Source organism: Klebsiella sp. 10-1 (assembly GCF_009758445.1).
Classification (GTDB): domain Bacteria; phylum Pseudomonadota; class Gammaproteobacteria; order Enterobacterales; family Enterobacteriaceae; genus Klebsiella; species Klebsiella scottii.
In genome coordinates, this window is the sequence record NZ_WQRE01000011.1 from 1 (window position 1) to 14,504 (window position 14,504).

Below are 14,504 nucleotides of genomic sequence, written 5' to 3' on the forward strand. Positions count from 1 at the left end.
TATGCTCACCTCAGAACATTACAGGTGCCTCAATGAAAAAAAGAAATTTCAGTGCAGAGTTTAAACGCGAATCCGCTCAACTGGTCCTTGATCAGAACTACACCGTTGCAGCTGCGGCCAGTGCTATAGCCGATCGCTGGCACCTGCTGAAGAATATCGGTGATGCGCTGGAACGAATGATGTACAGACACATGCCACTGATAAGGCTGGTTGCCACTGAGTTATCTCCCCAAAAGCAAATCCCTGAAGCGTCTCTGGTACCAGTCTCAACACTACGTCGCCCTGAGAAAATTAAACAGCAGCGGCGTGACAAGCAATATCAACGCTGGTCTGAGGTCGACGCTCTTCATAAAAAAGGTTGCGGGATCCGAGAAATATCACGCCTCACCGGGCTGTCCCGGGTGACGGTTCGTCGGTGGATACAGTCGAAAGCCTTCCCTGAAATATCAACGAAACCACCAAAACCCGGGCTTCTGGATCCGTGGCAGGGATGGCTGGAAGAACAACGAATAAACGGTAACCATAATGCCAGCCAGTTATGGCGAGAGATGGTGGATGCTGGTTTTACCGGGAGTGAAACGACCGTCAGGGATGCTGTGTCCAGGTGGCGTAAACATATCAACGCTCCGGTTGTCGCCCCGAGGCGGCTTCGCTCAGCATCCCGGGTCAGTCGCTGGTTAATGCCCTGCCGAATGATCAGAGGAGAAGAAAACTATGCGTCCCGCTTCATCGAGTCAATGTGCCAGAAAGAACCCCAACTGAAAATGGCGCAACAGCTGTCACTCAACTTCTACCGGATGCTGAAGATGAAGAATAAATCCCAGCTAAATCAGTGGTTCATTGACGTCAGTCGGAGCGGTCTCGTTGACCTTCAACGTGTTGCTGCCGGGATGGAGGCTGATGCAACAGCAATAAAACCCTCGACGAGCTCACTCCGACCGCGTACAGCAGCTTCTGAAGCGTTATCCGTGGTTTTGGCTTTACAGGGCGGGGATGGCGATAGGCAGTACCTGTCAAACAGCTGCCGGCTACGCCGGGCTTCGGCGCCACTCACTTTCCGTTCACCATTTAACATAGGCTGGCGCCTCCATGCCGCAAAGCGGCATCAAATACAAAACCCCAAAATGAATTTTGTTGACGATTCATTGAACAATAAACTGTTCACGAAACGTTACTTTTCTAAATTTACAATAATGTATAGGTTAATTATTTTATATAATAAAAACACATGCATAACTTAATTACCTGCCATTAACAATTGATTCTGACGATCAATTGTTTTTATGTGATAGTTTTTCACTATCAATTGGGTGTGTAATGATCGATATTAACCACTGTAAATACATCCTTATAAGGTCTATGGTGATTCTAACGCAGTATGCAATTTCACATCGCCATCCGGGAATATAAATATCCGGAGTGTAGTTTCACGGTAATAGCCATTTATTTAAATGGGGTATCTATGTCATTATCTATAACTGACCACATTAACCTCGATGTAATCATAGCCTCCTTATCCGGAGCCCTCGTTTATATTCTTACTCAGCATCATTTTGACAAAGGCAGACAACCATTTATTTTTATTGTCTCGTTTGTTATGGGAATTGTCGGAGCTGATACCGCACTTATGCTGGTGAATAATTTTATTCCTTCCGATTTTACCGGTAAACGTCCGGTCGGCGCTTTCCTCTGTAGTGCTCTGGCAGTTACTGTTATGATCAAAATCATTGCTTACATTGAAAATAAAGTAATTATAAAGAAAAAGGACTAAAGACCATTTAACCACGGAGCAGGACAGGGATTTTTGTGAGTATATTCTGAAAAAGAATTTTCGAGTGTTGGTAACCAGTACTCAGGATAAACGACAACCATCGGGTCAGGAGGTATATAATGAAAAGAAGAGGCGGAACACCTGCTGCGTATTGATGTCAGGGATGCCGAAGCATGTATCTCTGCGAATGTTAATGTCCCCTTGACGCAGAACCAGTTTGATGCCCTGGTCTCGTTTATATTCAATCTCGGTTGTGGGCATTTCAGTACATCAACTTTGTTGAGAAAACTGAACGCAAGGGATTACTCCGGCGCTGCTGAAGAGTTTCCCCGATGGGTGAAAGCAGGAGGGATAATCATGCCGGGTCTTGTTCGTCGTCGGCAATATGAGTACGAGCTCTTATAAGTGGCAGATAATCAATCCTTCAATGTTCGGAAATTGTTTGAAAAGAAAAAGGAAATTGTATATGTTTGTGAAAATAGATGGTAAGGGTCTTGAAGTTAAAGCTGTTCAATTAAAAAATGGAGTTTTGAATCATAAGCTTGATGTTTCAATTAAAACATCTGAGCTAACTGTCCAGATGGAACATAAAAATGCATACAGATTTTCTTTAAGTAAGGTTAAATTATCAAAAAAATCCGTATTGTTGATTGCTAATGAAGATGGTACGGATTTTGCCTCATTCATGGGGAAAAGAATCCAAGAATCAAATGATGGTGTCAGTATCACAACTCGCCCTCTTAAAGGCCATAAATTCATTTTTAAAATTATATCTCCCTTGAAAGGAGAAGATGGTTTTATTCTTGATTCATTGTCGTACATTAAAAATGAATATCTGATTAACCCAGACGAGAATGGCCAGTTTTACTCGTCTGAACTAGGTGATGTCGATCCTGGTGCCTATGAAGCGACCAGGCCTGTTGGTATTTATCATGGAGGTGTTACCGAATCAGGAACGAGTTGGATCTTAGGTAAAACAAACTTAGCTGTTACTAATAGCCACGTCATAATACCTTCAATTAATGAAAGTGGAGTATCTGCAGCCCTCGAGCTTTTACATGATAATACAGAAAATAGCATGAGTATTGATATTCAAAAAGTCCTGAAAATTGGAACTACAGACCCTGAAAACGATCCCAACAATGATTATGGTGTGGTTGAGTTGGATGAGTTTGATGTTAAATATTCCAGGTTGGCTGAACTTATCGGTGGATTATCACTTCATACAAATGATGATTCGCTACCAGGTAAAACAGTTTATATGCCAGGACATCCGGGAGGGGTGGTGCAAAAGACCTCATACTTTTCAACACAAGATATCAACGAAAGATGTTCCATCCTTGATGTGATTGAACAACAAGTCAAATCAAATTGTTTCTCAGCACCAGGCTCGTCTGGATCACCAATTATCTCTGCAGATGAAAGAAAAGTAATTGCTATGGACTGGGGGAGAGAAACTGAAGATGATGATAATGTTTATCGAGGGGTCAAAGGAACACATATATGGAATGGAATAAAAGCTTTTGTAAGTGAAGAGGACAATACTGAATCTTTAGGTTTGGCTTCTAAATATCCTTTGGTATCACGTTCAAATTTATTATCCCTTGATGAAGGATGGAGAAAATTAGCATCAATTGAATCCGTTTTTTTTCATGGGTTCACTGGAACGTTACTTCATCGTGACACATATACTGAATTCAGTGCTAAAGCTCAGGGCAATTTACTTGAATATGTAGTTGATATGAGATTTAGAATGGCAATAAAAACCGTTAATGGGTACACAAACCTTGTAACTATTCCTGATGTCAATACTGACCCTGAATTAGTTATATGCATTACACAAGAAGATAACCCTGATTTATTTAATCAGGTCGGTTACCATTATCGTTCGTGGGTAAGCTTGGAAGCGCGTACATCAAGGCCTTCAGCCGTATCAGGGTATTTTGTTTTTAATATTATAATACAGGCTTAATCCGTAATGCTAAGTGTATTTTAATTCAATCTAATATATTAAGCCTGGGTGCCCATGGAAGCTGCGCCACATCCGCGATGAAGTGAGCGAAAAACTGGAATATATCCCGGCTCACTTCGTGGTGAACCAGTATGTTCGCCCACAATATGGATGCACCTGTTGCCAGCGGGTGGTCAGTGGTGAAATGCCCGCTCATATCATCCCGAAAAGTACCGCAGAGGCCAGTCTGGTTGCGCAAGTGGTGATCAGTAAGTACCGCGACTATCTGCCCCTCTATCGCCAGCAGCACATCTTTGCCCGAATGGCTTTGTTAAATTTACCATTTTACAGGTACAGCAAAGCCGTTTCTACCTATTTCAAGGCAATCCGAACGCTGACTAGCATGCGTCATTCTAGTCATCGCTTCCCCGTTACTTTATTCATACCCATTTATAATGGGTTAGCCAGCCAGACCCGGCATGATTACTGCCCTCAGTAGTTCATGAGCCGGGGGGATGTCACCGGGTCTGGTGGGGCGTTGGTAACCGCTGATAGGGGCCTGGTCAGACACTTTTGCCGGGACCGTCTGTAACGTGGATGCCGGTACCTTCTCCCCGTGGTTATCTGGTTAACCCGTATAAACAGGGAGACAGAATGACCGAATCCAGCAATTACGAATAAGTTCAGGTCATTATTGGCGTTGATGTTGGTAAAGATACACATCACGCTGTTGCCGTTGATCGTTCAGGTAAAAGCCTGTTCGATAAGGCATTACCCATCGACGAAAACAAACTCAGATCGCTGATATCTGACCTGAAACAGCATGGTCAGATATTGCTGGTTGTTGACCCGCAGTCACCATCTGCGCATAACCCGTCGCCGTTGCCCGCTCTGAATGCGCCGCATCGCTGACTTACACGCCGGTGAAGCCAAAACCGATACCCGCGATGCGGCCATCATCGCCGAAGCGGCCCGTACCCTGCCTCACGCGTTATGCACGCTAAAACTGGCTGACGAGCAAATAGCCGAACTCTCCATGCTCTGCGGCTTTGATGATGATCTTGCCGCACAGACTACGCAGGCCACCAACCGTACCCCTGCTGCGTCATAAACATGCTTGACAACTAAATAGGAGCCCCCCGCCATTTACTCTCCCATCTGCGCATTGTAATCACCTTGCGACAGCCACTCTCCAAATATCTTCTTCATCCGTAGCATCGTCGTTTCCGCCAGTGGACGCCTGCCATTCCCAACATCTAACCGGCGGCTCTGCTCACATCAATCCCGTAAAATATAAACCAACAACTCGTTGCAATATTTTAACAAAGCTAAATTTTTGCGTTTTGTATTTGTTTTAGTTACTCGCGTTTTATATAAACATTCCATATACCAGTCGGGTAATTAGAAAGTTATATTCTGTTGCTAAATTGTTAGGGGTGTCTGTCTGGCTTAAAAATGGATGAATATTGGTTTTTGATTAAATTGTTTTAAATCAATGTGTTGTTTTTTTATTGATATCGAGTTGAACGATCGATAAGTTAAGGTGTGATAGTTTTTGACTATTGGGTTTGGGCTATTGATCGCCATTGTCGATTCTGTAAGGTTGTGTATACTCTTGTTCAACACAAGGAGATTCGGAGAGTTTTGGTATCTATGATTTTATTTTTCTGAGTAATTTACAGGGCCTCGAATGATAATGAGTAAAGGTGCGATCACCGTTAATTCAGGAGATTACATTTTAACTCGGGCGCAGATAGAGAACAGAGTCAGTGATTATAATTTCTCCGAAACAGGAGACATCCTGCGTTTTCTTTCTTGTGTCTGTGGTATGCAACCGGATGACTGTGGCTATATTTATATCCGAAGTAAACTAGGACAATGTCTTTCAAACCATGACGACTGCAGTGATTACTTTATTCCATTGCGTGAATTGGCCTGTGAGCTTGATTTTCTTGTCCGACGAAAGCTGAAAGTATTTTGTGATTAAATATTGAGATAGAGCGATTTTTTAAACATCGTCATTTTTGTCTGATGCCTGATGTACATGCTTCACCACATATCCAGACCCGGGTGATATAGACGTTTTTTCGCCAGAACTTATTTATATCGTCGGCATCACTGATCTGATATGAGTGTGTATGTTTTGGGTGTTTTACTGATTTTTCTTCTCTCTGTTGGCTTTATGGATAAGGCCAACCTGTTCGACCACAGGATGTATATAACATTTCTACCGGACATTATCCGGCAGAAATGGTTATATTTTTATTTTAATATATTTAACCTGGAGTTAATAATGAAACTGAACAAACTGGCTGTTGTTTTTGGTGCCGTAATGGCAATGTCCATGGGTGTGGCGCACGCGGAGGATGATGTTCCGACCACGCCGACCACCACCACCGTCTCCGGCGGTACTGTACACTTCCGCGGCAGCCTAGTAGATGCGGCCTGTTCTGTCAGCGCGGATTCCGCTGACCAGACTGTCACCCTGGGACAGTACACCCTGCACCACTTCAAGAACAAGGGCGACAAGTCTGCAGCCATCCCGTTCAAAATCAAGCTGGAAGACTGTGACACCTCTGTAGCTACCACGGCTGCCGTCGCCTTCTCTGGTCAGCAGGATGCCGCTCAGGCCGGTCTGCTGGCGATTGACTCCAGTTCCAACGGCAACACCGACACCGCTTCCGGCGTGGGTATTCAGATCCTGGATGAAGCTTCCAAGGCTGTCAGCCCGGATGGCTCAACTTTCTCCACCGCGCATACGCTGATTGACGGTGAGAATACCCTGAACTTCTCTGCGCAGTATGTATCCACCACGCCTGCACCGACTGCTGGTCAGGCGAACGCCGACGCCACCTTCATCATGCAATACCAGTAATCCGCAACCTGTAGCGTAACCTCCCCGGCTGGATACATGACAGCCGGGGCTTTTATGGGAAGGTGATTATATGCATTTCCGTCATTCCGGCGTGGTACTGGCCATGCTGTCAGGTCTGTCCTGTCTTCTTATGGGAACTTCCGGCGCGGAGGCCCGTAACCATGTGGTGACTGTCCGCGGAGGTGAGGTGCATTTACGAGGCGCACTGGCAGAAGGCAGCTGTGTGGTATCGGCAGAAAGCCGGGACATGCAGGTCAGCATGGGCCAGTACCGTAACGACACGTTTCACGGCGTCGGCTCCCTGTCTCCTGTACGGGTGCCATTCGCTATTCACCTGACTGACTGTAATCCGTCACTGGTCAGTGACGTGGGGGTCAGCTTTTACGGTATGACCGACCCGAAGGAAGCCGATGTGTTTCTGGTGACCTCCGGCGACGGGGCACCCACCGGCGTCAGCGGAGGTGAAGGTTACAGCGGACTGGGGCTGATGCTGTCTGATGAGTCCGGGCGACAGGTCATTCCCGATCAGGGTACCGGTACCACGGTTTCCGTGAACGCCAGCGAAGTGATTATGAATTACGTGGCTCGTTACCGGGCGACGTCCCGTGAAGTCTGGCCTGGCGCACTGCACAGCGAAGTCTGGTTCAGACTGGTTTACCCGTGACAGGGACCGGTCGTTTATTAATCCAACAGGTATCAACATCATGAGTTTCAGAATAACCGCGTCAGCGCTGATGCTGGCCGCTGCCGGAATGGCCGTTACCGGGCCGGTGTATGCCGGTGGGGTCGGTCTGGGCGCCACCCGGGTGGTTTATGCCGCCTCTGCCAGCCAGGCCTCTTTGCCTGTCACCAACAGCGACCCGCACGAACGTTATCTCATTCAGGCCTGGGTGGAGGACGAGAGTGGTCATAAGACGCATGATTTTGTCGTGACGCCGCCGCTGTTTGCCTCGGCGCCGAAAAGCGAGAACACGCTGCGCATTATGTATACCGGTAAACCGCTGCCGCAGGACAGGGAAACGGTGTACTGGATGAGCGTTAAAGCCATCCCGGCTGTCAACAAGGAGGCCATCAAGGACAAAAATACGCTCCAGCTGGCCATCCTGTCACGCATCAAGCTGTTCATGCGCCCGGACGGACTGGTGATGGGGGAAGCGGAAGCGGCCGACCACCTGCGTTTTCAGCAGAGTGGCGGTCACCTGACGATCACCAATCCGACGCCGTACTACGAGACGCTGGTTAACCTGTACGTGGGCGGAAAGAAAGTACCCAATACCATGGTGCCGCCAAAGGGACAGCAGTCCCTGAACCTGCCTGCAGGTACCGCCGGTGAGGTTCGTTTCCAGACGGTGAATGATTACGGTGCGGTGACGCCGCAGCAGACCGGGAAAACACAGTAACCAGAATCCATTGTCCGGGACCGAACGCTATGAATCCTCTTTTATTTACTCCCCGATATCTGCCCGCCGGAGTACGGGTCTCTGCCGTTGCGCTGGCTGTGCTGGGGGCCTTGACGTGCCCGTCACGCGCAGCTGACTGGTTTAACCCTGCGTTTTTATCCGGGGATGGTACGGAAGTGGCGGACCTGTCACGCTTTGAAAGCGGTGCCGGTCAGGCACCGGGCGTCTACCGGGTGGATGTCTGGCTCAATGAGGAGTTTGTCACCACACAGAATGTCCGTTTTGAAGCGGATGAAACACCGGTCGCAGACGGTCAGAGCACACCGGTTTCAGCGCACCGTGGTTCTGCCAATGAGGCTGCCGGAATGCCCCGGGATGATACAGGTCTGGTGCCTTGTCTGACGATGAAGTGGCTGAAACGACTGGGTGTCGCCACCTCCGGTGTTCCGGCCCTGCAGGGAATAAAAAGCGATGACGGACAGTGCCTGGACTTCAGGGCGCTGTTCCCGGGGGCCGGGTCTCACTACGATTTCTCCTCACAGCGTTTGGTTCTTACCTTTCCTCAGGCTGTTATTCAGAGTAGCGTCCGGGGATATATTCCGCCGGAAGAATGGGATGAGGGGATTAACGCCGGCCTGCTGAACTATACCTTCACCGGCGATAAGGGACGTGACAGTGACAGCTATTACCTGAACCTGAATGGTGGGCTGAATCTGGGGGCGTGGCGGCTGCGCCATAACGGGGCCTGGAGCTATTCGGATTATAAAAATGGTTACCGGACAAACCGGTGGCAGAGTATTTCCACCTATGCACAGCGCACGGTCATTCCGCTGAAGAGTGAGCTGATTCTGGGGGACAGCAGCAGCAGCAGTGATGTATTTGACAGTCTGGGCTTTCGTGGCGCGCGGTTGTACACCTCAGACCCGATGTATCCGGACAGTCAGCAGGGTTATGCCCCGACGGTCAGGGGGCTGGCTTCCGGTCGTTCAAAAGTGACAGTCAGACAGAACGGGTATGTGATTTATCAGAACACCGTCCAGGCTGGCGCCTTTGAAATTACCGACCTGAACCCGACGTCGTCCAGCGGTGACCTTGACGTCACAGTGGAAAGCGAGTCAGGCGATGTTCAGCACTACAGGGTGCCCTATTCGACGGTACCGTTGCTTCAGCGCGAAGGGCGACTGAAGTATGACCTCGTTGCCGGTCGCTACCGGAGCGGGATGCATGACAAGAGTTCACCTTTCTTTGCGCAGGGCACGCTGGCCCGAGGGTTTGCCGGCGGGTACACCTTGTATGGCGGTACACAGCAGGCCGGGCGATATCAGTCCCTGGCCGGCGGCATCGGGCAGAACCTCGGCACGTGGGGGGCGGTTTCCGCCGACCTGACCAGCGCCTGGAGCCGGCTGGCAGATGACAGCCGTCATCAGGGACAGTCATTGCGTTTTTTATACAACAAGTCGCTGAACGGGTTTGGCACAAATTTCCAGCTGCTAGGCTATCGCTACTCCACGCGCGGTTTCTACACCCTGAGCGAGGTGGCATGGGACGCGATGGAAGGATACCAGTACGCCTGGAAGGATGAGGGTAATGGCCAGGGGTATCGTTACGAACCGCTGAGTTATCACAACCTGCGCCGCAGTAAGAAAGGGCGGTTCCAGATGAACATCTCCCAGCAGTTGGGGGACCTGGGTTCGCTCTATCTGTCAGGAAGTCAGCAGACCTACTGGAATGCCACCGGGAAAGATTCCTGGTATCAGGCAGGATTCTCCAGCGGCTGGCACGGCATCAGCTACAACCTGTCGTATGCCCTTAACCGCAGTACCGGGCTGTCCGGGGATAACCGGCTGCTGTCGCTGAGTGTCTCTGTACCGTTCGGTAGCTTCCTGGGGCATAACAGGCCGGAACATGAGGCGCTGAACAGTCTGTATGCCACGGCACTGGCCAGCCGGGACCAGGACGGCGTGACCCGGGTACAAACCGGGGTTAGCGGGACTCTGCTGAAGGAGCACAACCTCAGCTACAGCGTGATGCAGGGTCACAGCAATGGTTCAGGTAACAGTGGCAGTGCCAGCGCATCACTGCGTGGGGGGTACGGCTCGGCCAGTGCCGGCTACAGCTACAGCCGTTACGACCACCGGGTTAACTGGGACGTGTCCGGCGGGGTGGTTGCTCACGCCGACGGGGTGACGTTCGGGCAGGAACTCGGTGACACCAATGTGCTGATAAAAGCACCGGGGGCGAAGGGGGTGCATGTGGAAAATGGCAACGGCGTGAAGACGGACTGGCGAGGCTACACGGTACTGCCGTACGCGACGATGTACCGGCGTAACCGGGTGGCACTGGATGTGAACAGTCTGGATATGCACACGGACCTGGACGACAACGTGCAAAGCGTGGTGCCGACGCAGGGGGCCCTGGTCAGGGCAGAGTACGGGACGCACACGGGGGTACGTGCCCTGTTGACGCTGATGCACAACAATCGTCCGGTACCGTTCGGTTCGGTGGTGGCAGAGAAAACGTCTGGCGTGACCGGTATAGTAAGTGAGTCGGGAGAGGTCTACCTGACGGGGGTGCCGCTGGCCGGGGAGCTTGAGGTGGTGTGGGGCGACAGTGATGCACAGAAATGCAATATGCCGTACCAGCTCCCTCAGAACAGTGAAGATGAGGCTGTGGTTACGATGACAATATCATGTAAGGCGTAATAAAATAAGATGAATAATATCCATGATCAATTTACTGCTGTATTGCTGTCAGATTTCAAGATCCCTGAATTACAAGGAGGTAATGAGTGAAAGCAATTGAAAGATATTTTCATGTCATGATTGTTTTTATTTTTTTTATTTATGGTGAATATGTAAACACAGCAAGCGCTGAATCATTTGGACCGTGCATCCCTGTTGGAGGAACGCATGTTTTTACGTACGATAATGTGAACGGCTCAGTCGATTCAGTAGGTAAAAATAAAGCCGGAGAAGTATTGGAAAATTCTTTTACCTATTCCTTAGATGGTAAATTTAGTACAACAGGTTGTAATGCCAAAGCTGCTGGATACATAACAACAACCAGTTCTCTCCCTAAATTGTCAAATGATGGTCAAAGGACCTGGTATGTTCTGAATGAATATCTGGCCGTTTCATTTGAGTCATGGGTTGGCGGGTACGTAAGCAAATATATACCAGTGCCATTCATCTCTGAATCAAATAAAACTGTTACCAGCTCCCAGTCCGTGTGGTCATCAGGGAGTAAGGGGAGGGTATCATTAAAAATTATAAAACCATTTGTTGGTTTCTCGGCATTTAGTAAAAGCGTTTTACATACTCAAATTTCAAAATCTCCTGATATTGGCGAGGCCGGACCCTATGTATCTGAACTCTTTATGTCAGGGGAAGTAGATGTTCCACAAAGTTGTGAATTAAATTCAGGGGATTATATTACAATGAGTTTCGGAGATATTGGTGCTCCGTCGTTTTCACAGGCTGGTGCCGGCAACAGGCCTGCTGGTATCAATCCTCAGACAAAAAACATTGGAATTAAATGTAAGAATATGGATGCTCAGGCTATGTTGTCCATGCGTCTTGAGGCTGACAAGGTATCTGGCAATGTCATGGTGTCGGATAATAAGGATGTGGGGTTTATTATCGCTGATGTAGACCATAAACCTCTCACCCCCAACAACATTGACAGCAAAATACCATTCAGACTGGATGACAACTTTTCTGCTACGGTTCCTGTGTCTGCCTGGCCTGTCAGTGTTACGGGAAATAAACCTGCAGAAGGTAAATTTACTGCAGCAGGTTATTTGCGTGTTGATTTCGACTGAGTAGGGCGGGAGATATATGATGAGTCTTGAAGAAAAATACGGTACGCTGGGGCTGTTAGTAATCGCGTTTTTTATCTCTTCTCTACTGGCATTCGCCCCTGCCAATGAAGTATATGCGGATGAGCTAGCTCCTGACGGAAGTGGGCTTGCGAGGATAAACATCAGGCTTACCGGCAATATCGTGGCACTGTCTTGTGAGGTCGATCCAGCCGATGTGGATAAAACTGTCAATCTGGGGGACTGGTCGATCGGGCAGCTCGCTTATCCCGGTGGACACTCCGAAGCAGTAGATTTCGCGATTAATCTTACGGGGTGTGCCGCCAGTGGTGTTAAATTGACCTTTACCGGTGATGCAGACTCCAGTAACAGCAGTCTGCTCGCACTTAATGACCAGAGTTCAGCAACCGGAGTGGCTGTGGAAATTATGGATGGTTTGCATAAACGACTACCTTTAAACGAGGCGACCGAAAGAGTTGCAGTGGATAATAATGGTAATGCCAGTCTTAATTTATCCGCTCGTTATCTTTCGACTGACGGAAGAGTGACTGCAGGTTCGGCGAATGCCGACAGTGTTTTCGCCTTGACTTATGATTGAACTCAAAGCTGATAGAGCCTCAGGGGAAAGAAACTGAGAATTCAAGCGTTATATTGCGTATTCCGATGATTCCGGTCAGTGATTCCGGCGATTTCGATCGTGCTTCCCACGCTGGTTATTTCTTACTTTAGTTTTTAACCCGTCTGATCGGTTTGCGCCAGTTTACGCATTGATTCGCCCCTGAGTAGCTCACTGATGGCCAGATTCAGCACGGCCAGCGTATGGAACACTTCATTCCGCAACCGCATCAGGATCCAGCGCTCCACTACCTGGACGGCATTTTCAACTTTGGGTTTGTCTTTCGGCTTGCGGGGTCGGGCCGGGATCACGGCCGTGTTGTAGTGCCGGGCCAGCTTACGGTAGTTCTCGTTCAGTACCGGCTCGTAGCGGTCTGCGCGGCTGACTGCCGCTTTCAGGTTATCCGGGATGAGAAGCTGAGGAACACCGCCGAAGAACTCGAACGCCCTGACGTGGGCCATCAGCCAGCTTTCCTGCCGCTGGTTTTCACAGGCTTCAACATAGGTGTAGTTTGAGGCACCGAGCGTGGCGACGAAGATGTGCGCCTGCCGTACCTCGCCCGTATCCGGGTTGATAACCGGGATCGTCGGCCCGCAGAAGTCGAGGAACAGCTTCTCACCGGCAACATGATGCTGACGCATACTGCGTTTTTGCTGCTTCAGCCACTCACCATAGAGGTTACAGAACTGGCTGTACCCGTAGGCGTTTTCGCCGGCTTCCTGTTGATATTCCTGCCAGAGCAGGATTTTGGTCATCCCTTTACGCTTCAGTTCCTGATGGCACTGCGGGAAGTCGGGCATCCGTTTATGGCTGTCGCTGGCGCGTCCGGTATAGAGCAACGCTTCGAGTTGTGATTCCGTCATCTCTTCTGGCAGGGGCCACGCCAGCTGGCTCCCCCTGAAGCGGGTGACCACATCAGATACAGTGCTGCACCCGATATTCAGACAGGCTGAGATGCTCCTGTTGGGCAGGTGACAGTCAAATTTCAGGCGCAGCAGTTCTTTAATTTTACTCATCCGCATTCTCAGTCTTGCCATGGCGACACTCCTCCGGAAGATGCGTTATCAGGAGAAAGTGTTGTCCATTGTTTTAAAAGTGAAAAGCGCGGGATTCCGACGACAGGATCACCGATTCCGACAATCCGATCACGGATTCCGGAGCCAGGATCACGGATTCCGACGGCGGGCCAAATCTGGCCGGAACAAATCGGAATTCGTGGTCGAATTAAATCGGAAAGTCCGATCGGATTAAATCGGAATCAATGGTCGGTTTGGGTCGGAATACGCACACATGAGTAACATTATTGGCAGGGCCAACTTATTGCTAACCACCTCCATAGGAGGTGGTGTTCATGCAGGGCTTAAAGAAGAATGGATGTGGCTACTTCCCGTCACAATATGATCTGAAGTTATTTATTGCTCCCTTCATATCACTGGCTTTTAGCTCAAATGTTTTACTTTTATCTCCCTCTGGAGTCCAGACTTTCACCTGTACGTCATTTTTAGCTATTTCCAGATCATGGATTAGGCTAAGAGTACTGTCTGTATCATAAGATTTGACTGTTAATGCATCAGGGGCTTTTTCGTTGAGCTTTCTGCTGGCAGTAAATTTGACCGGATGGTTATTATCTACCCGGATTTCTATATTAACCGGTGCATCCGTCGCAACATTAAGATCATTTTTCGGGCTGTAATAGGAAATTCCTCCGGGTTTTCCACCAACACATTCAAGAGCAATACCCTGGTGTAACTCTCCATTATCAGCAGTTAGTTTTCCATTCTCGGGTAAAACTGTTGCTACAGGTCTGTGGGGAGTAGCCTCTTTATTCTGCATAACTGTATCCGCAGATGCCATTTTTGCACCAGAAAACATCCCAAGAACCAGGAACGATACTTTCAACAATTTTCCGTTCATTATATTTCTCCATAATGATTACTGAATCAGTAAGACATCTGAAAACAGATTGCTCCCACCCTGATCACTACAGCTGTCATTGTCCTGTATTGACAGTCAACCGGGCATCAACGGTATCCGGGAAAGATTTCTTTGTCCACCGCGCCCACCGACACCATGG

At 49.0% G+C, this 14,504-nt stretch carries 9 protein-coding genes and 5 pseudogenes; 12 read left to right on the forward strand and 2 right to left on the reverse strand.

Annotated elements, in window-relative coordinates:
- Window positions 1–107: 107 nt before the first annotated feature.
- The 12 genes and pseudogenes from GO007_RS29655 to GO007_RS25920 form a co-directional block, all read left to right on the forward strand.
- Window positions 108–932: pseudogene (locus GO007_RS29655) on the forward strand (ISL3 family transposase); the annotation flags it as partial.
- Between the two features lie 446 nt (window positions 933–1,378).
- Window positions 1,379–1,771, forward strand: coding sequence for a putative holin (locus tag GO007_RS25870; protein ID WP_095104997.1), 393 nt, complete (start codon window positions 1,379–1,381; stop codon window positions 1,769–1,771).
- 135 nt (window positions 1,772–1,906) lie between these two features.
- Window positions 1,907–2,176: pseudogene (locus GO007_RS25875) on the forward strand (lysozyme); the annotation flags it as partial.
- Window positions 2,177–2,237: 61 nt separating this feature from the next.
- Window positions 2,238–3,743, forward strand: a complete 1,506-nt coding sequence (locus GO007_RS25880) for a trypsin-like serine peptidase (RefSeq protein WP_157349388.1) — start codon at window positions 2,238–2,240, stop codon at window positions 3,741–3,743.
- 61 nt (window positions 3,744–3,804) lie between these two features.
- Window positions 3,805–4,048: pseudogene (locus GO007_RS25885) on the forward strand (IS66 family transposase zinc-finger binding domain-containing protein); the annotation flags it as partial.
- 364 nt (window positions 4,049–4,412) lie between these two features.
- Window positions 4,413–4,815, forward strand: a pseudogene (locus tag GO007_RS25890) (IS110 family transposase); the annotation flags it as partial.
- Between the two features lie 1,200 nt (window positions 4,816–6,015).
- Window positions 6,016–6,597, forward strand: coding sequence for a type 1 fimbrial major subunit FimA (fimA, locus tag GO007_RS25895; protein WP_095105113.1), 582 nt, complete (start codon window positions 6,016–6,018; stop codon window positions 6,595–6,597).
- Window positions 6,598–6,667: 70 nt separating this feature from the next.
- Window positions 6,668–7,261, forward strand: a complete 594-nt coding sequence (locus GO007_RS25900; RefSeq protein WP_095105002.1) for a fimbrial protein — start codon at window positions 6,668–6,670, stop codon at window positions 7,259–7,261.
- Between the two features lie 40 nt (window positions 7,262–7,301).
- Window positions 7,302–7,997 (forward strand): fimbria/pilus periplasmic chaperone, encoded by a 696-nt coding sequence (locus GO007_RS25905; protein ID WP_157349389.1) that lies wholly within the window; start codon window positions 7,302–7,304, stop codon window positions 7,995–7,997.
- 29 nt (window positions 7,998–8,026) lie between these two features.
- On the forward strand, window positions 8,027–10,699 hold the full coding sequence (fimD, locus tag GO007_RS25910; protein WP_095105004.1) for an outer membrane usher protein FimD: 2,673 nt from the start codon (window positions 8,027–8,029) through the stop codon (window positions 10,697–10,699).
- A gap of 86 nt (window positions 10,700–10,785) precedes the next feature.
- Complete coding sequence (locus tag GO007_RS25915; protein ID WP_223261835.1) at window positions 10,786–11,817, forward strand: fimbrial protein; 1,032 nt, start codon at window positions 10,786–10,788, stop codon at window positions 11,815–11,817.
- 16 nt (window positions 11,818–11,833) lie between these two features.
- Window positions 11,834–12,412: a fimbrial protein gene (locus GO007_RS25920; RefSeq protein ID WP_095105006.1), complete on the forward strand. Its 579-nt coding sequence runs from the start codon at window positions 11,834–11,836 to the stop codon at window positions 12,410–12,412.
- Window positions 12,413–12,564: 152 nt separating this feature from the next.
- On the opposite strand, the pseudogene istA reads toward GO007_RS25920, so the two are convergent.
- Window positions 12,565–13,467, reverse strand: a pseudogene (gene istA, locus GO007_RS25925) (IS21 family transposase); the annotation flags it as partial.
- Between the two features lie 343 nt (window positions 13,468–13,810).
- Window positions 13,811–14,344 carry a hypothetical protein gene (locus GO007_RS25930; RefSeq protein ID WP_095105008.1) on the reverse strand — a complete coding sequence of 178 codons (534 nt, stop codon included), beginning with the start codon at window positions 14,342–14,344 and terminating at the stop codon, window positions 13,811–13,813.
- Between the last annotated feature and the right edge of the window lie 160 nt (window positions 14,345–14,504).